21 protein-coding genes are annotated in these 24,397 nt (G+C 64.0%); 16 read left to right on the forward strand and 5 right to left on the reverse strand.

Features of this window, described 5'->3' with window-relative positions; genetic code table 11:
* Positions 1 to 105: 105 nt before the first annotated feature.
* From putA to FGD77_RS21125, 3 genes are read left to right on the forward strand one after another with little or no spacing between them, the layout of a single operon-like run.
* Entirely contained in the window at positions 106 to 3,537 is a 3,432-nt protein-coding gene (gene putA, locus FGD77_RS21115; RefSeq protein WP_255013689.1) for a bifunctional proline dehydrogenase/L-glutamate gamma-semialdehyde dehydrogenase PutA, read from the forward strand.
* Positions 3,538 to 3,575: 38 nt separating this feature from the next.
* Positions 3,576 to 4,319, forward strand: a complete 744-nt coding sequence (locus tag FGD77_RS21120; protein WP_255013691.1) for a rhomboid family intramembrane serine protease — start codon at positions 3,576 to 3,578, stop codon at positions 4,317 to 4,319.
* A complete protein-coding gene (locus FGD77_RS21125) occupies positions 4,316 to 4,672 on the forward strand; it encodes a GFA family protein (RefSeq protein WP_255013694.1) in 357 nt (118 codons plus the stop codon). Before FGD77_RS21120 ends, FGD77_RS21125 begins: the two co-directional genes overlap by 4 nt.
* 1 nt (position 4,673) lies before the next feature.
* Here the strand turns inward: FGD77_RS21125 and FGD77_RS21130 are convergent, their stop codons facing one another.
* Together FGD77_RS21130 and FGD77_RS21135 are read right to left on the reverse strand one after the other, a co-directional pair.
* Positions 4,674 to 5,462 (reverse strand): inositol monophosphatase family protein, encoded by a 789-nt coding sequence (locus tag FGD77_RS21130; RefSeq protein WP_255013696.1) that lies wholly within the window; start codon positions 5,460 to 5,462, stop codon positions 4,674 to 4,676.
* Between the two features lie 81 nt (positions 5,463 to 5,543).
* Positions 5,544 to 6,458: a LysR family transcriptional regulator gene (locus tag FGD77_RS21135; protein WP_255013698.1), complete on the reverse strand. Its 915-nt coding sequence runs from the start codon at positions 6,456 to 6,458 to the stop codon at positions 5,544 to 5,546.
* Positions 6,459 to 6,558: 100 nt separating this feature from the next.
* On the opposite strand from FGD77_RS21135, the gene metF reads away from it, so the two are divergent.
* Positions 6,559 to 7,425 (forward strand): methylenetetrahydrofolate reductase [NAD(P)H], encoded by an 867-nt coding sequence (metF, locus tag FGD77_RS21140; protein ID WP_255013702.1) that lies wholly within the window; start codon positions 6,559 to 6,561, stop codon positions 7,423 to 7,425.
* A 17-nt stretch (positions 7,426 to 7,442) separates the two neighbouring features.
* Here the strand turns inward: metF and FGD77_RS21145 are convergent, their stop codons facing one another.
* Positions 7,443 to 8,516: a DUF2235 domain-containing protein gene (locus tag FGD77_RS21145; protein ID WP_255013704.1), complete on the reverse strand. Its 1,074-nt coding sequence runs from the start codon at positions 8,514 to 8,516 to the stop codon at positions 7,443 to 7,445.
* 162 nt (positions 8,517 to 8,678) lie between these two features.
* On the opposite strand from FGD77_RS21145, the gene FGD77_RS21150 reads away from it, so the two are divergent.
* The 5 genes from FGD77_RS21150 to sthA all read left to right on the forward strand — a co-directional run bounded on the left by FGD77_RS21150 (position 8,679) and on the right by sthA (position 16,172).
* Complete coding sequence (locus FGD77_RS21150) at positions 8,679 to 9,287, forward strand: HD domain-containing protein (protein WP_255013706.1); 609 nt, start codon at positions 8,679 to 8,681, stop codon at positions 9,285 to 9,287.
* Positions 9,288 to 9,571: 284 nt separating this feature from the next.
* Positions 9,572 to 12,721, forward strand: a complete 3,150-nt coding sequence (locus tag FGD77_RS21155; RefSeq protein WP_255013716.1) for a valine--tRNA ligase — start codon at positions 9,572 to 9,574, stop codon at positions 12,719 to 12,721.
* A gap of 140 nt (positions 12,722 to 12,861) precedes the next feature.
* Positions 12,862 to 13,794 (forward strand): AEC family transporter, encoded by a 933-nt coding sequence (locus FGD77_RS21160; RefSeq protein WP_255013719.1) that lies wholly within the window; start codon positions 12,862 to 12,864, stop codon positions 13,792 to 13,794.
* Between the two features lie 103 nt (positions 13,795 to 13,897).
* The gene (gene fghA, locus FGD77_RS21165) at positions 13,898 to 14,731 is read left to right on the forward strand and encodes an S-formylglutathione hydrolase (RefSeq protein WP_255013721.1); all 834 of its coding nucleotides are present in this window, start codon (positions 13,898 to 13,900) and stop codon (positions 14,729 to 14,731) included.
* Positions 14,732 to 14,735: 4 nt separating this feature from the next.
* Entirely contained in the window at positions 14,736 to 16,172 is a 1,437-nt protein-coding gene (gene sthA, locus FGD77_RS21170; protein ID WP_255014394.1) for a Si-specific NAD(P)(+) transhydrogenase, read from the forward strand.
* 33 nt (positions 16,173 to 16,205) lie between these two features.
* Here the strand turns inward: sthA and FGD77_RS21175 are convergent, their stop codons facing one another.
* Positions 16,206 to 16,799 carry a LysE family translocator gene (locus FGD77_RS21175; protein ID WP_255013723.1) on the reverse strand — a complete coding sequence of 198 codons (594 nt, stop codon included), beginning with the start codon at positions 16,797 to 16,799 and terminating at the stop codon, positions 16,206 to 16,208.
* Positions 16,800 to 16,912: 113 nt separating this feature from the next.
* Here FGD77_RS21175 and FGD77_RS21180 point away from each other — a divergent pair, with 113 nt between their 5' ends.
* The 5 genes from FGD77_RS21180 to FGD77_RS21200 are packed head-to-tail and all read left to right on the forward strand — an operon-like array spanning position 16,913 to position 20,817.
* Positions 16,913 to 17,359: a YaiI/YqxD family protein gene (locus FGD77_RS21180; protein ID WP_255013725.1), complete on the forward strand. Its 447-nt coding sequence runs from the start codon at positions 16,913 to 16,915 to the stop codon at positions 17,357 to 17,359.
* Positions 17,360 to 17,370: 11 nt separating this feature from the next.
* Entirely contained in the window at positions 17,371 to 18,348 is a 978-nt protein-coding gene (locus FGD77_RS21185) for a DMT family transporter (protein WP_255013728.1), read from the forward strand.
* Positions 18,345 to 18,980, forward strand: a complete 636-nt coding sequence (locus FGD77_RS21190) for an HAD-IA family hydrolase (RefSeq protein WP_255013730.1) — start codon at positions 18,345 to 18,347, stop codon at positions 18,978 to 18,980. The genes FGD77_RS21185 and FGD77_RS21190 overlap by 4 nt, the downstream gene beginning before the upstream one ends.
* On the forward strand, positions 18,977 to 19,894 hold the full coding sequence (locus FGD77_RS21195; RefSeq protein WP_255013732.1) for an ornithine cyclodeaminase family protein: 918 nt from the start codon (positions 18,977 to 18,979) through the stop codon (positions 19,892 to 19,894). Before FGD77_RS21190 ends, FGD77_RS21195 begins: the two co-directional genes overlap by 4 nt.
* Positions 19,891 to 20,817, forward strand: a complete 927-nt coding sequence (locus FGD77_RS21200) for an alpha/beta fold hydrolase (RefSeq protein ID WP_255013734.1) — start codon at positions 19,891 to 19,893, stop codon at positions 20,815 to 20,817. The genes FGD77_RS21195 and FGD77_RS21200 overlap by 4 nt, the downstream gene beginning before the upstream one ends.
* 271 nt (positions 20,818 to 21,088) lie before the next feature.
* Here the strand turns inward: FGD77_RS21200 and FGD77_RS21205 are convergent, their stop codons facing one another.
* Positions 21,089 to 22,048 carry an L-malyl-CoA/beta-methylmalyl-CoA lyase gene (locus FGD77_RS21205; protein ID WP_255013736.1) on the reverse strand — a complete coding sequence of 320 codons (960 nt, stop codon included), beginning with the start codon at positions 22,046 to 22,048 and terminating at the stop codon, positions 21,089 to 21,091.
* Positions 22,049 to 22,359: 311 nt separating this feature from the next.
* Between FGD77_RS21205 and dgcN the strand changes: the two genes are divergently transcribed.
* A complete protein-coding gene (gene dgcN / locus FGD77_RS21210) occupies positions 22,360 to 23,361 on the forward strand; it encodes an N-acetyltransferase DgcN (RefSeq protein ID WP_255013737.1) in 1,002 nt (333 codons plus the stop codon).
* Between the two features lie 70 nt (positions 23,362 to 23,431).
* The gene (dgcA, locus tag FGD77_RS21215; protein ID WP_255013741.1) at positions 23,432 to 24,391 is read left to right on the forward strand and encodes an N-acetyl-D-Glu racemase DgcA; all 960 of its coding nucleotides are present in this window, start codon (positions 23,432 to 23,434) and stop codon (positions 24,389 to 24,391) included.
* Positions 24,392 to 24,397: the final 6 nt, after the last annotated feature.

The following is a 24,397-nucleotide window of genomic DNA, read 5'->3' on the forward strand; positions in this document are numbered from 1 at the left end:
TGAACAGGAAAAACATCTTATCTGGACGTGCTAGGATCGGTCAATCGGAGCGTTGCGAAAGATGCTTGCCATCGCCTTCGGCCCAGCCCACCAAAGGATGCCCTTATGCCATACGACACCCAATCGCGCCGTGCAGTCGACCTGGACACCTATGCCGATGAGGCGACGACCATCGCCCGCCTCAAGACCGAGGCGAACCTTTCGCCCGAGGATCGCCAGCGCATCTGCGCCCGAGGCGCCGATCTGGTGCGCGACATTCGCGGTCAGTCCGATCCGGGCCTGATGGAGGTGTTTCTGGCTGAATATGGCCTGTCCACGGATGAGGGTATCGCGCTGATGTGTCTGGCCGAGGCACTGCTGCGCGTGCCCGACGCCGAAACCATCGACGCGCTGATCGAGGACAAGATCGCGCCCTCCGACTGGGGCAAGCATATGGGCCATTCGACCTCGCCGCTGGTGAACGCCTCGACATGGGCGCTGATGCTGACCGGCAAGGTGCTGAAAGAGGACCGCAAGGGCCCCGTCGGCCATATGCGCGCCGCCATGAAACGTCTGGGCGAACCTGTGATCCGCACCGCCGTCGCGCGCGCGATGAAGGAGATGGGCCGCAACTTCGTGCTGGGCGAAAACATCCAGTCCGCGATGGACCGCGCCGCCAAGATGGAGAAGAAGGGCTACACCTATTCCTACGACATGCTGGGCGAGGCCGCGCGCACCGACAAGGACGCGACGCGCTATCACCTCAGCTACAGTCGCGCCATCAGTGCCATCGCGCAGGCCTGCACCCATGACGAGATCGCCAGGAACCCCGGCATTTCGGTCAAGCTGTCGGCGCTGCATGCGCGCTATGAGGTCGCCCAGCGCGAGCAGGTCATGGAAATTCTGGTGCCGCGCCTGCGCAGCCTTGCGCTGTTGGCGAAATCGGCTGGCATGGGCCTGAATATCGACGCAGAAGAGGCCGACCGCCTGGCACTGTCGCTGGACGTGATCGAAACGGTGCTGAGCGAACCCGCACTGGCGGGCTGGGACGGCTTTGGCGTGGTTGTGCAGGCCTATGGCCAGCGCGCCGGGCATGTGATCGATTTCCTCTATGATCTGGCCCAGCGGCACGACCGGCGCATCATGGTGCGTCTGGTCAAGGGCGCCTATTGGGACACCGAAATCAAGCAGGCACAGGTCGAAGGTATCGACGGCTTCCCCGTTTTCACGTCCAAACCCGCCACCGATGTCAGCTATATCGCCAACGCGCGCAAGCTGCTGTCGATGACCGACCGCATCTACCCCCAGTTCGCCACGCATAACGCGCACACCGTCGCCGCCGTGCTGGACATGGCCACCGACAAGGAGGCGTTCGAATTCCAGCGCCTGCACGGCATGGGCGAGGCGCTGCATAACATCGTGATGAAGAACGAGGGCACGCGCTGCCGCATCTACGCCCCCGTCGGCGCGCATCGCGATCTGCTGGCGTACCTCGTGCGGCGCCTGCTGGAAAACGGCGCCAACTCCAGCTTTGTCAACCAGATCGTGGATGAGGAGGTCGCGCCCGAAATCGTCGCCGCCGATCCGTTCCATCTGGTCGATCTCGATGGCCCGACCCTGCCCACCGGCCCGGAACTGTTCCTGCCCGAGCGCGTGAACTCCAAGGGGTTCGACCTGAAACACCAGCCGACGCTGGACGCTGTTGAGGTTGCCCGCGCGCCCTTTGCCACCCATAAATGGGCGGCAGCCCCCATTCTGGCGGCCAGGGCCCAGCCCGAGGAAGCGGTCGATGTAGCCAACCCCGCCGACCCGGCAGGCAGCCCCGGCACCGTCGCCCAAGCCAGCCGCGTCGACATCGAAACGGCCCTGAGCAATGCCGCGCCCTGGGACGCCCCCGCCACCGAACGCGGTGCGGTACTGGCCAAGATCGCGGACCTTTACGAGCAAAACTATGGCGAGATTTTCGCCATCCTCGCCCGCGAGGCCGGCAAAAGCCAGATGGACGCGGTCGCCGAACTGCGCGAGGCCGTTGATTTCCTGCGCTACTACGGCGCCAATGCGCCCGATACCGGCGCCGTCGGCACCTTCACCTGCATCAGCCCGTGGAACTTTCCGCTGGCCATTTTCACCGGCCAGATCGCCGCCGCGCTGGCAGCCGGCAACGCCGTGCTGTCCAAACCGGCCGAACAGACGCCGCTGACCGCACATTTCGCCGTGCGCCTCATGCATGAGGCCGGCGTGCCGAAGACGGCGCTGCAACTCCTGCCCGGCGGCGGCGATATCGGCGCGGCGCTGACATCGGATCCGCGCGTCGGCGGGGTGGCCTTCACCGGGTCCACCGCGACGGCAATGAAGATCCGCAGCGCCATGGCCGAAAACCTCGCCCCCGGCGCGCCGCTGATCGCGGAAACCGGCGGGTTGAACGCGATGATCGTGGACAGCACCGCCCTGCCCGAACAGGCTGTGCAGGCCATCGTCGAATCGGCGTTCCAGTCCGCCGGGCAGCGCTGCTCGGCCCTGCGCTGCCTTTATGTGCAGGAGGATATCGTCGAGGATTTCACCAAGATGCTGACCGGCGCGATGGATGCGGTGGTGATCGGCATGCCTTGGGATCTTAGCACCGATTGCGGCCCCGTCATCGACGAAACCGCCCGCGCAGGCATTGCCGAGCATATCCAGACCGCCCGCGCCGAAGGTCGGCTGCTGCACGAGTTGAAGACACCCAATTCCGGCACCTACATCGCCCCCACGCTGATCCGCGTGGACGGCATCGGCGACATGCAGCGCGAGATTTTCGGCCCCGTGCTGCACATGGCAACCTTCGGCGCAACCGAACTGGACAAGGTGATCGACGCGATCAACGCCACCGGATATGGCCTGACCTTTGGCCTGATGACGCGCATCGACGACCGCGTGCAATACGTGACCGAACGGGTGCAGGCCGGCAACATCTACGTCAACCGCAACCAGATCGGCGCGATCGTCGGCTCCCAGCCCTTCGGCGGCGAGGGGCTTTCGGGCACCGGGCCCAAGGCCGGCGGCCCGCACTATCTGGCCCGGTATACAGCGCATCCCGCACCACTGGCCGGGCATGACTGGGAAGGCATCATGGCGGCCAAGGACATTCAGGCCGCGCTGAACAAGGCGCATAAGGTCGAAATGCAGCCGCGCGAGGATCAGGTGATGCCTGGGCCAACGGGCGAATCCAACCGCCTGACCAGCCACGCACGCGCGCCCCTGCTGTGCATGGGGCCGGGCCGCGAGGCGGCGCAGGCGCAGGCGCGCGCCGTCACCGGCCTTGGCGGTCTGGCGGTCGAGGCGACGGGCACCGTCCCGCCCGAGGCGCTGACATCGCTGACCGGCATCGCGGGCGCGCTGTATTGGGGCGATGCGACGATGGCGCGCCCCTATGCGCAGGCACTGGCGGCGCGCAGCGGGCCGATCCTGCCGCTGATCACCGGGCTGCCGGATTCGGGCCATGTGCTGAACGAGCGGCATGTCTGCGTCGATACCACCGCGGCCGGCGGTAACGCCGCGTTGCTGGGCGGCATGTCCTAACGCTTGACCACGCTGGGACATGGGGCCAGTTTGGCCCCATGTTCCCCATTCGCGATCATAACCCCTCGGGGCGCACGCCCTATGTGACCTACGCGCTGATCGCCGCGAATGTCATCATTTTCATCAGCTATTGGCCACTGATGAGCGATCCGCGCGCGCTGAACGCGTTTTACGTCGACTGGGCGATGATCCCGGCAAAGGTCACCTATGCGGGGGCTTACCCGTCGCTGATCACCTCTACCTTCCTGCATGGCGGCGTGATGCATCTGGCCGGTAACATGCTGTTTCTGTGGGTGTTTGGCGACAATCTAGAGGATGAGATGGGCCATCTGCCCTATCTTGCCTTCTACCTTGCCTGCGGCGTCGGATCCGGGCTGGCGCAACTCATGTCCGAACCTTATTCGCTGGTGCCGACGGTTGGCGCCTCGGGGGCGATCGCGGGGGTGATGGGCGGCTATCTGCTGCTGTTTCCCAAGGCCAAGGTGGATGTCCTCATCATCTTCGTCATCTTCTTTCGCATCCTGCCGATCCCAGCCTGGATCATGCTGGGGCTATGGTTCGGATTCCAGATCTTTGGCGGGCTGTCGATGCCCGCCACAGGCGGAGGCGTTGCCTATTGGGCGCATGCGGGGGGCTTTGTCATCGGGGTCTTGCTGACCGTGCCGCTGCTGCTGCGCCGGGGCGGCCCGCAGTTCTGGGCGCGCAATGAGGGGCGCCCACCCCATCCGCAGGCAAAGTATGAATATGCGCGCACCCGTATCCCGAAAGTGAGGCGAAAATGAAAGCGACATGCCATTGCGGCGCGGTGGAACTGCGCGTGACATTGACGGACGGGCTGAAAACAGCCAGCCGCTGCGATTGCAGCTTTTGCGCGCGGCGCGGGGCGGCGGCGGTGACGGCGCCGCTGGACGGGCTGGAGGTTGTGAGGGGCGCGGACACGCTGACGCTCTATACGTGGGGGACGGGCAAGGCGCAGCATTGGTTCTGTTCGATCTGCGGCATCTACACGCATCACCGGCGCCGGTCGAACCCCAATGAATACGGCGTGAATCTGGGCACGCTGGAGGGGGTGAACCCACGCGATCTGGGAGATATCGGCTGGGTCGACGGGATCAATCACCCGTCCGACGAATAGCCTATTGATTGCGGATGATCCGGGCGAACTTGTCAAAGATCGGCGCGTTGGCGCAGATGATCGCGCCTTCGTCCAGAATGTTGCGTTCGGGCGTCAACGGCTCGACCAGCGCGCCGGCCTCGCGCGCGATCAGCAGGCCAGCGGCCAGATCCCACGGCTTCAGGCGACGTTCCCAGAATCCGTCGTAACGGCCGGCTGCGACATAGGCCAGATCGAGCGAGGCCGCACCAAAGCGGCGCACACCGGCGCAGGCAGGCAGCAGGCGGGCCAGATCCTGCAAGGTTTGCGGCAGGTCGCTGCGCCCCCCAAAGGGCAGGCCGGTGGCAAAGATGCTCTCGATCAGCTTGTCACGCCCGGACACGCGCATCCGGGATTCGTTCATCCACGCGCCCTCGCCCTTTTCGGCAAAGAACAATTCGTCCCGTGAGGGGTCATAGACGACACCGGCGACGATCGCACCCTTATGCTCCAGCGCGATGGACACCGCCCAATGCGCCAGCCCGTGCAGGTAGTTCGTAGTGCCGTCCAGCGGGTCGACGATCCAGCGGCGGGTGGGGTCTGCGCCCGGCTCCTCCCCGCCCTCTTCGGCCATCCAGCCATAAGTGGGGCGGGCGTTCATCAGCTCGGACTTGATGATCTGCTCGGCCTGAATATCGGCGCGGCTGACGAAATCGCCGGCGCCTTTCATCGACACCTGAAGGTTCTCGACCTCGCGAAAATCCTTGGCCAGCGCGCGCCCTGCCTTGCGGGCCGCCTTCATCATCACGTTAAGATTTGCGCTGAGTGCCATTTCGATCACGTCCCTACCTACATCAAGCCGCGCGTATAGGCCCCCAGTGCCTTGCCTGCAAGGGGCTGGGCACGTGTGGCGTTAGACCGGCTCGCGCCGTTGCAGGCGCATCGGGATCTCGCGCGCGAGTTTCATCAGATGCGCCATGAACGGCTTGGTCGCGTCATCGTCGCGGATCGCGGCATAGAGCCGCTTGGTCAGGCCGCCCTCGGTGATCGGGCGCACGACATAATCGTCGCTGCTGCGCAATTCGCGCACCACCCAGTCGGGCAGTACGGCAACACCGCGATTGGAGGCCACCAGCAGCAGGATCACCGCCGTCAGTTCCACCTGCCTGATGTTGGCAGGTTCGACCTTGGCGGGGGTCAGCAATTCGGTGAACACGTCCAGCCGCGAGCGGTCTACCGGATAGGTGATCAGCGTCTGGCCGCGAAAATCCTCGGCCTCGATATAGTCCTTCTGCGCCAACGGGTGCAGGGCCGAGGCCAGAAACACCGGCTCGTAATCGAACAGCGGCTTGAATCCGATGCCGCGCAGCGCCTCGGGGTCGGACGAGACGACCAGATCCACCTCTTCCTTTTGCAGGGCGGGCAGCGCGTCAAAGGCAAGGCCGGGGCGGATGTCGACATCGACCTCGGGCCAGTTATGGCGAAACGCCTCCAGCACCGGGAACAGCCACTCGAAACAGGCGTGACATTCGATGGCGATATGGAGCCGCCCCGAACTGCCGTCGCGCACGCCGCTGAATTCAGCCTCCAGCGCCTCGATCTCGGGCAGCACCTTGTTGGCCACGCGCAGCAGGCGCATCCCCGCCGCCGACAGTGTCATCGGTTTTGAGCGGCGCACGAACAGCTCGACCCCGGCCTGATCCTCCAGCCCCTTGATCTGATGGCTCAGCGCAGATTGCGTGATGTTCAACTGATCGGCCGCCTTGGCCAGTCCGCCCGCGGCGTGGATCGCGCGGATCGTGCGAAGATGCCGGAACTCGATATGCATTATATTAGCGCGCCTCATATAGATCGTGAAAATTATGAATTTGCGTAATTTATGCTGCATTGCGACAAAGGGCTCAAGCCCCACCAAAGGAAATCACGTCATGGCAACGCCAAACATCTCGTTCGAATTCTTCCCGCCCAAGAACCTTGAGGCATCATTTCGCCTTTGGGACACGGTACACACACTGGCGCCGCTTCAGCCGCGCTTTGTTTCCGTCACCTACGGCGCAGGGGGCACCACCCGCACCCTGACGCGCGAGGCGGTCGGCGCCCTGCACGGCTCGGCCGGGCTGAACGTGGCGGCGCACCTGACCTGCGTCGACGCGACGCGCGAAGAAACACTGGCCATCGCCGATGAATTCGCCGCTGCCGGCGTGACCGAGATCGTCGCGCTGCGCGGCGACCCCCCCAAGGAAACGGGCGAGTTCAAACCGCATCCCGACGGGTTCAACGACAGCTGCGAACTGATCGCGGCGCTAAAGGACCGCGGCGATTTCACGATCCGCGTCGGCGCCTACCCCGAGGCGCATCCGAATGCCGCCAATGAAAACTCAGATGTCGAGTGGCTGAAGCGCAAGTTCGACGCCGGCGCAGACGAGGCCATCACCCAGTTCTTCTTCAGCGCCGATACGTTCCTGCGCTTTCGCGATCGCTGCGCCGCAGCGGGCATCGACAAGCCGATCATTCCCGGCATCTTCCCGATCGAGAACTGGACCGGCGCGCGCCGCTTTGCCGAAGCGTGCGGCACATCGATCCCCTCTTGGCTGAACGCGGCCTTCGAGACGGCCGAGCGTGACGGACGCAGCGACCTTTTGGCCATTGCCGTCGCGACCGAGCTGTGCAGCAAGCTGATGAGTGAAGGTGTCGAAGATCTGCATTTCTACACGCTGAACCGGCCCGAACTGACACGCGACATCTGTCATGCGCTGGGCGTTACGCCCAAGGTCGAGCTGCGTGACGTCGCCTGAGCCGCGCCGCAGCCAGATCAATCTGCGCCGCCCTTGAGGGGCGGCGCGGCGCAGTCCTGCCGCGCCGTTTCGTGGATCCACTCCGAAGGATCCCGACCGACCTTGCGGCGCGCACGGATCAGAAATATCTTGCCCCAGTGGCGCCAGGTGCTGACGGACGGCGCGCACGCATCGCACGGATAGCGCCCGCGCCATCCCTCGGGCAGCGGCAGACCTGCGGCCTCGCCCTGCTCCAGCATCCACACCAGCGGGACATTGGCGAGCGGACGCGCGGCCTCGAACCCGTCCAGATGCCCGCCGACATCGGGGTGGGTGCCGCGAAACCAGACCTGCTGCACATCGATATTGGTGATTCCATTGGTCTGCCACAGAACGGGCGTATAGACGACGCGCGTCTCGTCCAGCGCCAGCGCGTGATAGCCTCGCCGCACAGAGCCCCCCAGACTGGCCGAATGAAACGAATGCGACGCCTCGGTCCAGCGCCACAGAACCGGCAGGCGCAGGCCCAGCGCCTTGACCGTGTCCCAGACGCCGACCATCTCGACGGGCACGCTGTCATGGCAATAGGCGCGGTGGAAATCGCGCGCAACCGGCCTGCCCGGCCCTGTCTGGTAATGGCGCCAAGCCAGCCGCACGTTGCGCTCCGTCGCATGTTCGGGGCGCAGCAGGCCAACCATGTCGATCGCGCCCGCCAACGACCGCACGGCATAGGCGCCGCGCGAATAGCCCAGCAGATAAATGCTGTCGCCCGGCCTGTAGCGATTGGCCAGGTATCCATAGGCGCGCCGGATCTGGCGGTTGATCCCGTGGCCCATCATCACGCCAACTGTGCCGCGCCAGTCCTGCCATTGCAGCCCCGCCTCGTAATACAGCGCCAATCGCGCGCCGCGCACATCGCCCAGCAGTTTGTAGGTGAGGCCTGCATTACTCTCGTCACCGGGGGCAAGCGACGACATCGTCCCATCCAGGATCAGAACATGCGTCACCGGCCCGCGATGATCGATCCCGCCCTGATGGCCGCGCCGCAAATCGCGCCCGAACCCCGGAAGCGCCAGTGCATAGATTTTCTTGACCCATTTGCGCCATGACATGTTCGGCTTCGTCCTTTCCCGCGCAATTTGGGTGCCTTTGGGCTAGATATATCTCACGATCCGCCGATTGACAGATATTCCATAGGCCGCGCGCCCTTGCAAATGCGCAGGCATCTGCTGTTGGATCACGCCCATAGGACACAGCGCACAGAGGAGCCAGCCATGGACCGAGTCAGCTTTACCCAGATGAAGGATGGTACGAAGGAGGAGTACGAATTCCTCACCAAGCACGAGATCGACCACACCCGCCACACGGCCGGGCGCCTGATGACCGCGCTGGTCGAACTGGACGCAAGCCTGTCAGGCTACCAGATCACGCGGCTGGGCCATTCGCTGCAATCGGCGACGCGGGCATGGCGCGATGGGGCCGATACCGACTGGGTCGTCTCGGCGCTGCTGCATGACATCGGCGACATCTATGCGCCCTATAATCACGACGAATACGCCGCCACGATTCTGAAGCCCTTCGTGCGCGAGCAATGCACATGGTGCGTCGCCACCCATGGCGATTTCCAAATGCTCTATTACGGCCACCACCTGGACGGCGCCGACCCGAACAAGCGTGAGCGCCATGCAGGTCACCCCTATTTCGACGATTGCGCCGAATTCTGCGAGCGGTGGGACCAGTCCAGCTTTGATCCGGGTTATGACACGCTGCCGCTGGAATTCTTTGCGCCCATGGTCGAAGAGGTTTTCGCGCGCGAGCCTTACGACCCCGCCGTCATCCGCCCCGGCGCCCGTGAACCGCTGACCGGCGCCCCCCGCGCCTGAGGCCGGCGGCGGGATTTGGGTATTTAGGATCAAGAAAAAGCCTGGCGCACTTCTGGCCCTGCGCGGGGCGCGTTGAACGCCAGCGCGGATTTACATGGCGGCAATTTCCACCGGGCTTTCCCTCAGGCGCCGAATTGTCTAAGCCAAAGCCCAAAGCGTTTCGCGAAAAACCTGAATTACAGCTTTTCGCGAAACGCTGCGCAACATATGAGCGTTGCACGCGTTTCACCTTAACTGAGTGCCTCAGGTCTAAGACGAACCGCTTTAGAATAAGGAGCGATCCCATGGCTATGGAAAAGACATTCGATGCGGCCGAGGCCGAGCAGCGGCTCTATGAGGCGTGGGAGACATCCGGCGCGTTCAAGGCGGGCGCCAATGCGGCCGAGGGCGCCGAGCCGTTCAGCATCATGATCCCCCCTCCGAATGTGACCGGCAGTCTGCATATGGGGCATGCGTTCAACAACACACTTCAGGATATTCTGGTGCGCTGGCATCGGATGCGGGGCTTTGACACGCTATGGCAGCCGGGCACCGATCACGCCGGCATCGCCACGCAGATGGTGACCGAGCGCGACATGGCCGCCAATGGCGAGCCGACGCGGGTAGAGTTGGGGCGCGAGGCATTTGTCGCGCGTGTCTGGGAGCAAAAGGTCAAGTCGCGCGGCACGATCATCGGTCAGCTCAAGCGTCTCGGCGCCTCAGCCGACTGGTCGCGCGAGGCGTTCACCATGGGCGGCGCGGCAGGCGATCCCGACAAGGGGAACGGCCCGAATTTCCACGACGCGGTCATCAAGGTCTTTGTCGACATGTATGACAAGGGGCTGATCTATCGCGGCAAGCGTCTGGTCAACTGGGACCCGCATTTCGAGACGGCGATTTCCGATCTGGAGGTCGAGAATATCGACGTCGCCGGCCATATGTGGCATTTCAAGTACCCGCTCGCTGGCGGCGAGACCTACGAGTATGTCGAGAAGGACGAGGACGGCAACATCACCTTGCGCGAGACGCGCGATTATATCGCCATCGCCACGACGCGGCCTGAAACGATGCTGGGTGACGGCGCGGTGGCGGTGCATCCGTCGGATCTGCGCTATGGCGCGATTGTCGGCAAGCTGTGCGAAATTCCGGTCGGCCCGAAGGAGCATCGCCGCCTGATCCCGATCATTACCGATGACTATCCCGATCCGACCTTCGGCTCGGGCGCGGTCAAGATCACCGGCGCGCATGATTTCAACGACTATGCCGTGGCCAAGCGGGGCGGCATCCCCTGCTATCGTCTGATGGACACACGCGCGCAGATGCGCGACGATGGCGCCCCCTACGCCGAGGCCGCTGCCATTGCGATGGCCGTCGCCAAGGGCGAGCGCGCGCTGGACGAGGCAGAGGCGGATACGATCAACCTCGTGCCGGACGATCTGCGCGGGCTGGACCGGCTGGAGGCGCGCAAGCGCGTCGTGCAGCAGATCACGGACGACGGTCTGGCCGTTATGGTCCCCGGCAATCCCGAAGAGTCTGACGGCAACGTGTGCATGGACCCCGGCATGGTGCCGCTGGTCGAGGCCAAGCAGATCATGCAGCCCTTCGGCGACCGCTCCAAGGTGGTGATCGAGCCGATGCTGACCGATCAGTGGTTCGTCGAGACCGCGCAGATCGTCCAGCCGGCGATCGACGCCGTCCGCTCGGGCGAGGTGACAATCATGCCTGAGAGCGACCGCAAGGTGTATTTCCACTGGCTGGAGAACATCCAGCCGTGGTGCATTTCGCGTCAGCTGTGGTGGGGTCATCAGATCCCGGTCTGGTACGGCCTTGATCTGGAACGCGGCGAATTCCGCGATGACGAGAGTGACGGCGCGCTGGATATGGTCGAAATGCAGCGCCTCCTGTGGGATCAGTCGCTGGCGCCGGGCACGGACCGCTACCATGCCGCGCCCGATTTTGACGCCTTGCATGACAAGTTCGACGACGTGCTGGCCGGTCTTCCGACGCCGCTGAATCATGCGCGGCTGGTTGAAGTGGCCGATCGCGGCGAGGCGATGCACGTTCTGGCCGAAAGTCTGGCAGATTATGTGATCAGCCAGGACCCGACGCATCTGCTCTATCCGGTGTGGCGCGACGCGGATGTTCTGGACACGTGGTTTTCGTCTGGCCTGTGGCCCATCGGCACGCTGGGCTGGCCCGAGGACACGCCTGAAATGCAAAAGTATTTCCCGACCTCGACGCTGATCACCGGGTTTGACATCATATTTTTCTGGGTCGCCCGGATGATGATGATGCAATACGCCGTTGTCGGGCAAAAGCCGTTCAGCCACGTCTATGTCCACGCCCTCGTGCGCGACGAGAAGGGCAAGAAGATGTCCAAATCCTTGGGCAATGTTCTGGACCCGCTGGAATTGATCGACGAATATGGCACCGACGCCGTGCGCTTTACTCTGACGGCGATGGCTGCGATGGGCCGCGACCTGAAGCTGTCGAGCGGGCGCATCGCGGGGTATCGCAACTTTGGCACGAAGCTGTGGAATGCCGCCCGCTTTGCCGAGATGAACGGCGCGACGCCTGCCGCGCTGGGTGCGGGTTATTCTGTGCATACGCCCCCTGCCCCGAACGAGACCGTGAACAAGTGGATCATCGGCGAGACGGCGAAGGTGCGCGCCGACGTGGACGCGGCGCTGGGCAATTACCGGTTTAATGACGCGGCGAACGCGCTGTACGTCTTTGTCTGGGGTAAGGTCTGCGACTGGTATGTCGAATTCTCCAAGCCACTGCTGATGGACGGCACGGACGCGGTCAAGGCCGAGAGCCGCGCCACGATGGCGTGGGTCATTGATCAGTGCCTGATCCTGCTGCACCCCATCATGCCCTTCGTAACCGAAGAGCTGTGGGGCAACCTTGGCGAGCGGCAAAAGATGCTGATCCATGCCGACTGGCCCGAATACGGCGCCGAACTGGTCGATGCGGCTGCTGACCGGGAAATTAACTGGGTGATTTCCCTGATCGACGCGGTGCGCAGCGCGCGGGCGCAGATGCATGTGCCCGCGGGCCTACAGGTGCCGATGCTGGTGACGTCGCTGGACGCGGCAGGCAAGGCTGCATGGGACCGCAACGAGATGATGATCAAACGGCTGGCGCGGATCGATAGCCTGACCCATGTCGACACATTCCCCAAGGGCTGCGTCACCGTGGCAGCCGAGGGCGGCGTCTTTGGCCTGCCGCTGGCGGATATCATCGATGTGGAGGCCGAGAAGGCCCGGCTGGACAAGACGCTGGGCAAGCTGGAGAAGGAGATCGGCGGGCTGAAGGGGCGCGTGAACAACCCCAAATTCGTGGCCTCGGCGCCCGATGAGGTGGTCGGGGAAGCACGCGAAAATCTGGCCATGCGTGAGGAAGAGGCGGCAACGCTGCGCGCCGCGCGCGCGCGGTTGGCCGAACTGGGCTAAGGCGCGCCCGTCCCCGGCGGTGGCGTTTGCTGTCTGCCGGGGGCCTCCGGCGGGGATATTTAAGGCAAGAAGAAAAGGCATGGCCCAGCAGGTCGCAAGCGTTGCGATTGACGCCGTTCCTCCGGCTGTTACCAAGAGGCATGGCTGCCATATTTCTGTCGACATTGCCGTTCTTCATGGTCATCGCGCTGGGTTACGGCGCGCGGCGCTTTGGGTTTTTCACCGCCGAGGCGACTGCGTGGCTAACGAAGTTCGTGTTCTATTTTGCGCTGTCCGCAATGCTGCTGCGGTTCTCGGCCAATCTGAGCCTGCGCGAGATATTCGATCCGGCCTTTGTGCTGGCGTACTTATGCGGCTCGGGCGTGGTGTATCTGCTGGTCACAGCGGTATCGCTGATGCGCGGCGCCCGCGCCGAGGAGGCCGCCATCGAGGCGCAATGCGGCGTGGTCGGCAATGTCGGGTTTCTGGGTATCCCCATGCTGGCGATGCTGATGGGCGAGGCTGCGATTGCGGCAGTGATGATGGTGCTGGCGGTAGATCTGATCGTGTTCGGCGCGCTGATCGTGATCGTGATCACCGGCACGCGCGACGGGCGGATGCGCCCTGCGGTATTGGGCACGGTGGGGCTGGGCCTGCTGAAGAATCCGATGATCGTGTCGATCGTGCTGGGGCTGACGTGGTCGGGGCTGCGCCTGCCGATTCCCGGTCCGGTCAACGAGTTTCTGGTAATTCTGGGCGGCGCCGCGACCCCCGGCGCGCTGTTTGCCATCGGCGCGTCGCTGGCCGGAAAATCGGCCGAGCGGCCTTATGTCGCGGGCTGGCTATCGGCCTGCAAGCTCGTGCTGCACCCCGCCGCCGTGGCCGTGGCCGCGCTGCTGGTGTTCGACGTCGCGCCCTATTCGGCGGCGGTTATGATTGCCGCCGCATCGCTGCCGGTGGCGGGCAATGTCTATATGTTGGCGCAGCATTACGGTGTGGCGCCGCAGCGGGTGTCGACCTCGATCCTGATCTCTACGGTGCTGGCGGCGGTGACCGTATCGCTGGTGATCGGGTGGGTTCAGCCGCTGTACTGATGCGCAGCAGGCCGACAGAATTGCCGGTGTCTTAGTCGTTTTGAACTTGGTAACCGTGTGCTAGATAGAGCCGCGACATATACAGCATTCAAGGAGCACCGCCATGGAAGTGAAATCGGAAAACGCTTGTTTCGGGGGCGTTCAGGGCGTCTATTCGCATGCCTCCAAGGCAACGGGAACAGACATGACGTTCGGCCTGTTCCTGCCCGCCGAGGCCAAGGACGGCCCCGTGCCGGTCCTGTGGTTTCTGTCCGGCCTGACCTGCACCCATGAGAACGCAATGACCAAGGCCGGCGCACAGGGCTGGGCCGCCGAGCAGGGCATCGCGCTGGTATTTCCCGACACATCGCCGCGCGGCGAGGGCGTGGCGAACGACGATGCCTTTGACATGGGGCAAGGCGCCGGGTTCTACCTGAACGCCACGCAGGAGCCGTGGGCCAAGCATTTTCAGATGTGGGATTACATCGCCGAGGATCTGCCCGCGCTGATCGGCGCCGAATTTGCCGTGGATCTGGACCGGCAGGCCATTACCGGCCACTCGATGGGCGGGCATGGCGCGCTGACGCTGGCAATGCGTCTGCCAGGGCGCTTCCGGAGCGTGTCGGCCTTCTCGCCGATCTGCAACCCCACGGAAAGCGACTGGGGCCGCAAGCAGCTGACCGGGTATCTGGGCGAGGACGAGGGCAACTGGGCCGCGCATGATGCCAGCGCGCTGATGAAGGACACGGGCTTTGACGGGCCGATCCTGGTGGATACCGGCACGAACGATCAGTTCATCGACCTCCTGAAGCCCGAAACGCTGGCCCATGCCGCAGCCGCGCGGCGCCAGCAGGCGATCCTGCGGATGCAGCCGGGCTATGATCACAGCTACTTTTTCATCTCGACCTTCATGGAAGATCACGTCACGTTCCACGCCGAGGCGCTCTATGCGAGTTGATCTGATGGACCATTACGACCTCATCGTCATCGGTTCCGGCCCGGCGGGCCGGTCTGCCGCCATCCAGGCGGGCAAACTGAATCGCCGCGTTCTGGTCATCGACCGCAAGGACCGTCTTGGCGGGGTGTCGGCCCATACCGGCACAATTCCGTCCAAGACCCTGCGCGAGACGGTGCTGAACCTCTCGGGTTGGCGCGAGCGCAGCTTTTACGGGCGCGCCTACCGGGTCAAGGAAGATATCGGTGCCGAGGATCTGCAAGCGCGCCTGAACAAGACCGTCGATTACGAGGTCGACGTGCTGGAGCATCAGTTCAACCGCAACCATGTCGAAACGCTCTATGGTCTGGCCAGTTTCACCGGCCCGAACGAGGTGGAGGTGCAGGTCGAGGCCGGCAAAACGACGCGCCTGACCGCCGACAGGTTCCTGATCGCGACCGGAACCAAGACACATCGCCCCAAGACCTGCCCTTTCAACGGCAAGACCGTGCTGGACAGCGACGAGTTTCTCAAGCTTGAGACCATTCCGCGCAGCCTGACGGTAATCGGTGCGGGCGTGATCGGGGTGGAATATGCCACGATGTTCGCCGCGCTCGACGTGCGGGTGACACTGATCGAACCGCGCGACAGCTTTCTCGATTTCATCGACAAGACCCTGATCGAGGATTTCACCCACCAGATCCGCGAAAACGGGGTGGATCTGCGCCTTGGCTCGGGGATCGAAAAGATCGAGGACGCGGGCCAGCATGTCGAGGTCACGCTGGAAAACGGGCGCCATGTGCGCAGCGAAATGCTGCTCTTTGCCGCCGGGCGGATGGGCGCGACGCAACGGCTGGGCCTGGACAAGGCGGGGCTGAAGACGGACCATCGCGGACGCCTGGAGGTAGATCGCAAGACGTACCAGACCAAGGTGCCGCATATCTATGCCGCCGGCGACGTGATCGGGCATCCCAGCCTTGCCTCCACATCGCTGCAACAGGGGCGCATCGCCGCGTGTCATGCGCTGGACACGCCGACATTGCCCGAAAGCCCATGGTTTCCCTACGGCATCTATTCCGTGCCCGAAATCAGCACTTGCGGCATGTCCGAAGAGGAGATGAACGAACTGGGCATCCCCTACGAGGTCGGCGTCGCCCGGTTCCGCGAGACATCGCGCGGCCATATCATGGGGCTGGAACACGGCCTGCTGAAGATGCTGTTTTCCCTGAAAACGCGCCGCGTTCTGGGCGTGCAGATTGTCGGCGAAGGCGCGACCGAGCTGATCCATATCGCGCAGGCGGTGCTGAACCTGAAAGGGACGGTGGATTACTTCGTGCAGAACACGTTCAATTATCCGACGCTGGCCGAGGCCTACAAGATCGCCGGACTTGACGCGTTCAACCGCATGCCGATCCCCGACGAGTACAAGGTCCATCGCACCAAGGCAAAGAAGGCCGAGGCCTGACGCGGTGGCGCCTTCCGCGCGGGGCGGCGCGTGTCAGTGGATCAAAATCCACAGCCCCGCCGCCCCCAGCATCGCGCCGAACACGATATTGACATTGCGCGCCCGGCCTCCTTCGCGGAACCGGCGCGCGATCACATCGCCGAAGATGGTCCAGGTCAGGAATGCCGCAAGATTGTTGAGCGTGAAGATGGCCGCGATGGCCACGACGGTCCATAACCCGGATCGCCCCTGATCTGTCAGGAATTGCGTGAACATCAGCGCGATGATGATATAGGCCTTGGGGTTCAGCAGCAGCAGGATGACCCCGTCACCAAAGCCCACCGGGCGCGCCTCGGCGTCGTCATTGAGGCCCGCGCGCATCAGCGTCGCAGCCAACCACAGAACATAGAGCGATCCGGCCACCTTGATCACGGCAAAGAGGCCGGGGAAAGTATTCATCGCCTCGGCAAACCCCAGTCCGATCAGGATCGTCACGGCCAGCGTGGCAAGGTGATAGCCGGCATTCGCAGGCAGCGTGGCACGCAGCCCAAACCGCGCGCCCGCAGCAGCAAAGACCATGTTTCCGGGGCCGGGGCTGAACGCGAGGGGAAACAGGAATATCAGCAGCGGAAGGATGAGAGGTTGCATCTGGGGCGCCTTGCGAATGGTGGACACTACCCGCATTTTTGGCGTAACCGGGTGGCATGGCGACCCGTTTCCTGCGGGATCGCACCCCGCCCAACCAATCGGAGCCGCCTCAGATGATCTATGTCGATGCCGATGCCTGCCCGGTCAAGGATGAGGCGATCCGCGTCGGAACGCGCCATGGCTGGACCGTGCATATCGTGTCGAACGGCGGCCTGCGTCCGTCGCCTCACCCCTTGGTCCAGACGGTCATCGTTCCCGATGGCCCGGACGTGGCCGACATGTGGATCGCCGACCGCGCGGGGCCGGGCGACGTGGTCGTCACCGGGGACATCCCCTTGGCCGCGAAATGCGTCGAAGCGGGCGCAATGGTGCTGAAACATAATGGCGAGCCGTTGACGGCGGCCAATATCGGCAACGTGCTGGCCACCCGCGACCTGATGACCGACCTGCGCGCCGCCGATCCGTTCCGCCAAGGCGGCGGCAAGGGGTTTACAAAGACGGATCGCTCGCGCTTCTTGGATGCGCTGGAGCGGGCGGTCAGGCAGGCCCGCGCCACCTGAAGGACCGTGCAATGACCACCGCCCCGATCGGCAGAACCAAAGAGCAAGGCAACAATACCATGGGCGCGGCCTGCGCGCTGACGGCGATCCTGTGCTTTTCCTTTGTCGATCTGGGTATCAAACTGCTGAGCGAGGGCTACGCGCTGCATCAGGTCGTCTTCCTGCGCTCGCTGGTCAGCATGACAGTGTTCCTCTTTGTCATCATGCCGCTCAGCGGGGGCTGGTCCGCCCTGCGCACCCGCCGCCCCGGCGCGCATCTGCTGCGCGGCGCGTTCATCGTCTGCGCGAACGTGTGCCTGTTTCTCGGCCTCGCCGCCCTGCCCATCGCGGATGCGGTGGCGATCTTCTTCATCTCGCCCTTGGCGATTGCGGTCATGTCGGTGATCTTTCTGGGCGAAACGGTCGGCCCGCGCCGCTGGGCCGCCATCATCCTGGGCTTGATCGGGGTCTTGCTGATCGTTCAGCCGGGCACGGACGCGTTTCAGGCCGCGTCGCTGCTGCCGGCCATCTCGGCGTTGCTTTATGGCGCGATGCACATGGTAACCCGCAAGGTACGTAGTACCGAAAGCGCCACGACGATGACGTTTTATGTCATCCTCACCTTCCTGATTTCCAGCGCCATCATCGGCGCGCTGATCGGCGACGGGCGCTATGCGGGCGGCCCGCACCCGGCGCTGGAGTTTCTGTTGCGCACATGGGCGCCGGTCGCGCGTGCCGATATGTGGGTCATCCTCATGCTGGGTGTCGCAGGCGTCATGGGCAGCTGGCTGATTTCTCAAGCCTACCGGCTGAGCGAGGCGGCCTTTGCCGCGCCGTTCGAATATGTCGCGATGCCGATCTCGATCTTCTGGGGGGTGGCGTTCTTTGACACCTGGCCGCAGCTGAACGCGTGGGCCGGGATCGTGCTGATCGTCGGATCGGGCCTTTACATGCTCTGGCGCGAAAATGCATCCGGCGCCGCGAAACCCAACCCCCGGTATCGCCGATGATCCCCGAGGTGGTCATCTTCGACATCGGCAATGTGCTGATCGAATGGCAGCCCGAGCGGTATTTTGACCGCGTGGTCGGCCCTGCCCGGCGCCGGGCGCTGTTTCAGGCCGTCGACATCCACGCCATGATGCAGCGCATCGACAGCGGCGCGGATTTCGCCGCCGAAATCGCCCGCACCGCCGCCGCGCATCCGGGTTTTGCCACCGAGATCCTGCATATCCGCGACCATTGGTGCGACATCGCGCAGCCCGCCATCCCCGGATCGCTCGTGCTGCTGCGCGCGCTGCGGGCGCGCGGCGTGCCGCTATTTGTCCTGTCGAATTTCGGCGCGCAGAACTTCCCGTTGAGCGTGGCGCAATTCCCGTTCCTGACGGAATTCGACCGCTCCTACATTTCCGGTTCCATGGGCATGGCCAAGCCGGATCCGGCCATCTACGCCGCTGTCGAGGCCGATTGCGGCATCCCGCCCGCCCATCTGCTGTTCACCGACGACCGGGCCGAAAATATCGCCGCCGCCGCCGCGCGCGGCTGGCAGGTGCATCTGTTTGACGGACCCCACGGATTTGCCCAATGTCTGGTCGACGCCGGATTGCTGCCCCCCGGCATGCTGACCCAAGGAGATATCGAATGACCATCACCATGATCCCCTTTGCCGAGGGCGAGGCCAATCTTGACTGGATCGGGCTGTGCGATGCGTTCGAGCGCGGCCATGCCCTGCCCAAGGCCGAGATCGCCGATACCTTCCTCTATCGCGACGATGATACACTGCTGAACCGGTCGGCCTGGATCGACGGGATCGGTCTGGCGGTGAAATGCGCCACAATCTTTCCGGGCAATCCCGGCAAGGGGCAGCCGATGATCAACGGCGTGGTGAACCTTTTCGACAATGAGATCGGCACCCTCGAAGCGATCATCGATTTCCACCTCGTGACCAAGTGGAAGACGGCCGGCGACAGCCTCTTTGCCGCCCGCAGCCTCGCCCGCCCGGATAGCGAAAACATCCTGATCATCGGCGCCGGCACGGTGGGCCGCAACCTCTGGCAGGCGTATCGCGCGGTCTGGCCGAACGCGCGCTTCACCGTCTGGAACCGCACCCGCGCCAATGCCGAGGCGATGCAACAGGACTGCCCCGGTATCGCCGTTGCGGATGATCTGGAAACAGCGGTGCGCGCCGCCGATATCGTCACCTCTGCCACCATGAGCACCGATCCGTTCATCAAGGGCGAGTGGCTTCAGCCCGGTCAACATATCGACCTGATCGGCGCATACCGCCCAGACATGCGAGAGGCGAACGATACCGCCCTTACCCGCGCGCGGATATTCGTCGACAGCCGCGACACCACGGTCGGCCATATCGGCGAACTGAAGATCCCGCTGGCCGACGGCGTGATCCAGCCCGATGCCATTCTGGCCGACCATTACGAGCCCGAGAGGTTCACGCGCACCTCGGATGATGAGATCACCCTGTTCAAGAATGGCGGCGGCGCGCATCTGGATCTGATGACCAGCCGCTATATCCTCGATGCCTGGCAGGCTGCCGGATGACATGGCTGCTGCTTGCGCTGGCGGTGCTTTTCCTTGCCCCCTTCGCGCGCGAGGCAGCCCGCCCGACCATGTCAGGCCGCGCACGACAGGATGCGCCCGGCCAGTTTGCCGACCTGCCCCAAGGACGCACGCATTACCGCTGGCTGGGCGCCGATAGCGGGCCGGTGGCAGTCTGCGTCCACGGCCTGACCACCCCCTCGCCCGTCTGGACAGCCATCGCCGAGGGGCTGGGCGAAATGGGCTACCGCGTGCTGATCTATGATCTCAACGGGCGCGGTTATTCGGATCGCCCGCGCGGCCTGCAGGACTGCGCGTTCTTCGTGCGCCAGTTGTCGGACCTTCTGGCCGATCAGGGCATCGTCAACGATGTCACACTGCTCGGCTATTCCATGGGCGGCGCAATTGTGCCCGCCTTTGCCGCACAGCGCCCCGACATGTTGCGCCAGATCGTGCTCATCGCGCCTGCAGGACTCGGGCATGATCTGGGCCCTGGCTTGCGGCTGATGGCGGGCACCGGGGCGTTGGGCCGCTGGGCGATGCTGTCGGTCTATGGCCGCTCCATGCGCCGCGCCTGCGCGGCCCAAAGGGACCAGCCCGTCAGCGTGCCGGGCATCACCCAAATACAGATTGGGCAGCTGCGCCACCGGGGTTTCATACCTGCGGTGCTGTCGTCATTGCACGGCGCGCTGAACGAACATATGGAACAGGCGCACCGCACCATCGCCGCCGTCGGCGTGCCGCTGCTGGCCATCTGGGGCGCGGCGGATGAAATCATTCCACCATCAGGCAAGGACACGCTGAGCGACTGGAACCCCGATGCCACCCACCACATCGTGCCCCAAGCCGGCCACGCACTGCCCTACAGCCACAGCAGCGATGCCCTAAAGGCGATGCGCCCCCATCTCATACACGTCGCGGGTTGAGCTTTTCGCTCAACTCCCGCCCTGACGTGCCGAATCTGCCAGCCACGCGCCCACCGCCCCAAGGCACCGAACCACATCTGGAAATCAGCATCGAACAGCTTGAGCGCGATCAAAAATGCAAAGCGGGCGGCGCTTATATGCACCGCCCTGCCTTCTTCTTGCTCTAAATATCCACTCATTGAAAATCTGCAAGATTTTCAATGTCGCCGCGCGCAGCGCAAATGAGGAAAGAGGGCGCCGCAGGCGCTCGCTTCCGTCACATGCCCCTCGGTCAGCCGGCGGCGATCATCTCGGACTGCTTCACGATGACCTCGGCCTGCTTGATGCTGGCGATATCCACCAGACGGCCCTTGTAAACGGTCGCGCCCTCACCATTGGCCTTGGCCGTCTCCATCGCGGCCAGAATTTCGCGCGCCTCGGTGACGGCGGCCTCGGACGGGGTGAACACCTCGTTGCACAGCGCGATCTGCTTGGGATGAATCGCCCACTTGCCGACCATGCCCAGCGTGGCAGACCGCAGAGCTTGCGCGCGAAAGCCTTCGTCGTCGGAGAAGTCACCGAACGGGCCATCAACCGGCAGCAGCCCATGCGTGCGGCAGGCCGCGACGATGGCCGTCTGCGCCCAGTGCCACGGATCGGACCAATGCTTGGCACCCTCGTGCAGCATATAATAGTTTTCCTGTGTGCCACCGATACCGGTCGTCGCCATGCCCATCGAGGCAGCGAAATCCGCCGCCCCCAGGCTCATCGCCTGAAGGCGCGGGCTGGCGGCCGCGATTTCCTCGACATGTGCGATGCCGGCCGCGCTCTCGATGATGACCTCGAAACTGATCGGCTTGGTGCGGCCCTTGGCGCGCTCGATCGACGTGACCAGCGCGTCGACGGCATAGATGTCGCCCGCGCAGCCCACCTTGGGGATCATGATCTGGTCCAGCCGGTCGCCGGCCTGTTCCAGCAGATCAACGACATCGCGATACCACCAGCCGGTATCGAGGCCGTTGATCCGCACGCTGAGGTATTTATTACCCCAATCGACAGTGTTGATCGCCTCGATCGTCTGCTTGCGTGCCAGATCCTTGTCATTCGGGCCGACCGAATCTTCCAGATCAATATTGATGACATCCGCCGCGCTGGCCGCCATCTTCTCGAACAGCTTGACGTTCGAGCCGGGTCCGAAAAGCTGGCAACGGTTGGGGCGGGCGGGGGCGGGTGGCTGAAGGCGAAAGCTCATGTGATGGGCCTTTCCGAATAAGGATGTTGCGTACATTTCGCCCTGATCGGTATTAAATTGCGCTGCGGGGCGCAAGCTGATTTCGCACTTGCAGCATCAGCGCGGCAGACGCTTTGGCAAAAGATGAGAAAGTTCGAAGATAATTCGACCAATTGCCTCTCTGCCAAGGGTTGCGTCGAAAAAATGCGTGAATCAGTAGATTAGTGCGCGATTTCGCGTGATATGAACCGTCAAAATGGGTTAAAAGGCGGATATTGCCAAACCGCCACTGGGTGCATGTCTGCATGCAAGCCATTCCAAGGACATCTGCCATGATCGAAACGCCCTATCTTCTGTTTTTGGGCGATGCGCCCGACATGCTGGCGGCCAAGGTCGCCATCGGCATCCGGGACTGGCGCCCTGAAAACGCTGTCGGCCAGATTCGCCTGCCCGGCTGTGGCGCCGATCTGGGCCTGACTGACATGACCTTGGTCGAGGGCCGCGAGGCTGGCGCCAAAACGCTGGTGATCGGGGTGGCCAACCGGGGCGGAGTCATCTCAGCCAAGTGGAAAGAACTACTGATCGCCGCGCTCGGCATGGGCTATGATCTGGCCAGCGGCCTGCACAATCTGCTGCGGGGCGAGGCAGATCTGGTCGCCGCCGCCCGGCAACATGGTCGCACCCTGCACGACGTGCGCATCCCTTCGGTGCAGTATCCCATCGCAAACGGCGAAAAGCGGCGCGGCAAGCGGTGCCTTGCCATCGGCACTGACTGCGCGGTCGGGAAAATGTACACCGCCATGGCAATGGAGCGCGACATGACGGCGCGCGGGATGAAGGCGACCTTCCGCGCCACCGGCCAGACAGGTATCCTGATCACCGGCGACGGCGTGCCGCTGGATGCCGTTATCGCGGATTTCATGGCTGGATCGATCGAGTACCTGACCCCCGAGAATGACGACGACCACTGGGACATGATCGAAGGGCAAGGCAGCCTGTTCCACGTCTCCTACTCCGGCGTCACGCTGGCGCTGATCCATGGCGGCCAACCCGATGCGCTGATCCTGTGCCACGAACCGACGCGCACCCACATGCGCGGTCTGCCCGGCTACAGCCTGCCCTCGCTGGAGCAGCTTCGCGATACCGCCCTGCCGCTGGCGCGCGTCGCCAACCCGGAGTGCCGCGTCACGGGCATTGCCGTCAATACCCAGCACATGACCGAGCCGGACGCGCGCGCCTATCTCGAAAACGTCGAGCAGCGGATGGACCTGCCTGCCACCGATCCTTACCGCTTTGGTGCTGGCGCGCTGGTGGAGGCACTGGCGGCTCTGTAAGTGGCGAGGCTGCCGCAGGGTGGGCCGCGCTGGAATTTGAGTATTTTTGGAACATTGAAAGGCAGGGCGCATGCAGGTTTCGGTGACGCGCGATGTGTTCAGGCTGGCGCAGGTGTTTACCATCAGCCGCGGCTCGCGCACGCAGGCGCAGGTGCTGACGGTAACGGTGAGCGATGGCGCGCATCAGGGGCGCGGCGAATGTGTGCCCTACGCGCGCTATGGCGAAACGCTGGACAGCGTCTCGGCCCAGATCGAAGGCGCGGCGGTGACGGATCGGGCGGCGCTTTACGCCCTGCCCGCCGGAGCGGCGCGCAATGCGCTGGACTGCGCCCTGTGGGATCTGGAGGCCAAACACGCCGGGTGCCGCGTGTGGGAGTTGGCCGGACTGCCCAAGCCCGGACCTGAGATCACGGCCTACACCCTGTCGCTGGACACGCCCGAAGCGATGCAGGCGCAGGCGGCCAAGAATGCGTTTCGCCCGCTGCTCAAGATCAAGCTGGGCACCCCAGACGACATGGCCCGGCTGGAAGCTGTGCGCGCAGGCGCGCCAAAGTCGACCATCATCGTCGATGCAAATGAAGGGTGGAGCGCCGAAATCTATGCCGATCTGGCGCCGCACCTCCTGCGCCTTGGCGTTGCGCTGGTGGAACAACCGCTGCCTGCGGGCGAGGATGAGGCGCTTCTGGGCATGGACCGCCCCGTGCCGGTCTGCGCCGACGAATCCTGCCACGACCGCGCCAGTCTGGCCGCGCTCAAGGGCAAATATGACGTGGTTAACATCAAGCTGGACAAGACCGGCGGCCTGACCGAGGCGCTGGAACTGCGCCGCGCGGCCGAGGCCCAAGGCTACCGCGTGATGGTTGGCTGCATGGTCGGCAGCAGCCTGGCGATGGCGCCCGCCACGCTGGTTGCGCAGGGCGCGATGGTAACCGATCTTGACGGGCCGCTGCTTCTGGCAGAAGACCGCGACACACCGCTGACCTTCGACAGCGCCGGGGTGCACCCCCCCGCGCCGGACCTTTGGGGATAAACCAAC

The sequence above is a fragment of the Roseovarius sp. M141 genome, assembly GCF_024355225.1.
Lineage (GTDB): Bacteria > Pseudomonadota > Alphaproteobacteria > Rhodobacterales > Rhodobacteraceae > Roseovarius.

Coding starts and splice junctions, on each gene's coding strand:
- putA (WP_255013689.1), top strand. CDS start 106: ATGCCATACGACACCCAATCGCGCCGTGCAGTCGACCTGGACACCTAT.
- FGD77_RS21120 (WP_255013691.1), top strand. CDS start 3,576: ATGTTCCCCATTCGCGATCATAACCCCTCGGGGCGCACGCCCTATGTG.
- FGD77_RS21125 (WP_255013694.1), top strand. CDS start 4,316: ATGAAAGCGACATGCCATTGCGGCGCGGTGGAACTGCGCGTGACATTG.
- FGD77_RS21130 (WP_255013696.1), bottom strand. CDS start 5,462: ATGGCACTCAGCGCAAATCTTAACGTGATGATGAAGGCGGCCCGCAAG.
- FGD77_RS21135 (WP_255013698.1), bottom strand. CDS start 6,458: ATGCATATCGAGTTCCGGCATCTTCGCACGATCCGCGCGATCCACGCC.
- metF (WP_255013702.1), top strand. CDS start 6,559: ATGGCAACGCCAAACATCTCGTTCGAATTCTTCCCGCCCAAGAACCTT.
- FGD77_RS21145 (WP_255013704.1), bottom strand. CDS start 8,516: ATGTCATGGCGCAAATGGGTCAAGAAAATCTATGCACTGGCGCTTCCG.
- FGD77_RS21150 (WP_255013706.1), top strand. CDS start 8,679: ATGGACCGAGTCAGCTTTACCCAGATGAAGGATGGTACGAAGGAGGAG.
- FGD77_RS21155 (WP_255013716.1), top strand. CDS start 9,572: ATGGCTATGGAAAAGACATTCGATGCGGCCGAGGCCGAGCAGCGGCTC.
- FGD77_RS21160 (WP_255013719.1), top strand. CDS start 12,862: ATGGCTGCCATATTTCTGTCGACATTGCCGTTCTTCATGGTCATCGCG.
- fghA (WP_255013721.1), top strand. CDS start 13,898: ATGGAAGTGAAATCGGAAAACGCTTGTTTCGGGGGCGTTCAGGGCGTC.
- sthA (WP_255014394.1), top strand. CDS start 14,736: ATGGACCATTACGACCTCATCGTCATCGGTTCCGGCCCGGCGGGCCGG.
- FGD77_RS21175 (WP_255013723.1), bottom strand. CDS start 16,799: ATGCAACCTCTCATCCTTCCGCTGCTGATATTCCTGTTTCCCCTCGCG.
- FGD77_RS21180 (WP_255013725.1), top strand. CDS start 16,913: ATGATCTATGTCGATGCCGATGCCTGCCCGGTCAAGGATGAGGCGATC.
- FGD77_RS21185 (WP_255013728.1), top strand. CDS start 17,371: ATGACCACCGCCCCGATCGGCAGAACCAAAGAGCAAGGCAACAATACC.
- FGD77_RS21190 (WP_255013730.1), top strand. CDS start 18,345: ATGATCCCCGAGGTGGTCATCTTCGACATCGGCAATGTGCTGATCGAA.
- FGD77_RS21195 (WP_255013732.1), top strand. CDS start 18,977: ATGACCATCACCATGATCCCCTTTGCCGAGGGCGAGGCCAATCTTGAC.
- FGD77_RS21200 (WP_255013734.1), top strand. CDS start 19,891: ATGACATGGCTGCTGCTTGCGCTGGCGGTGCTTTTCCTTGCCCCCTTC.
- FGD77_RS21205 (WP_255013736.1), bottom strand. CDS start 22,048: ATGAGCTTTCGCCTTCAGCCACCCGCCCCCGCCCGCCCCAACCGTTGC.
- dgcN (WP_255013737.1), top strand. CDS start 22,360: ATGATCGAAACGCCCTATCTTCTGTTTTTGGGCGATGCGCCCGACATG.
- dgcA (WP_255013741.1), top strand. CDS start 23,432: ATGCAGGTTTCGGTGACGCGCGATGTGTTCAGGCTGGCGCAGGTGTTT.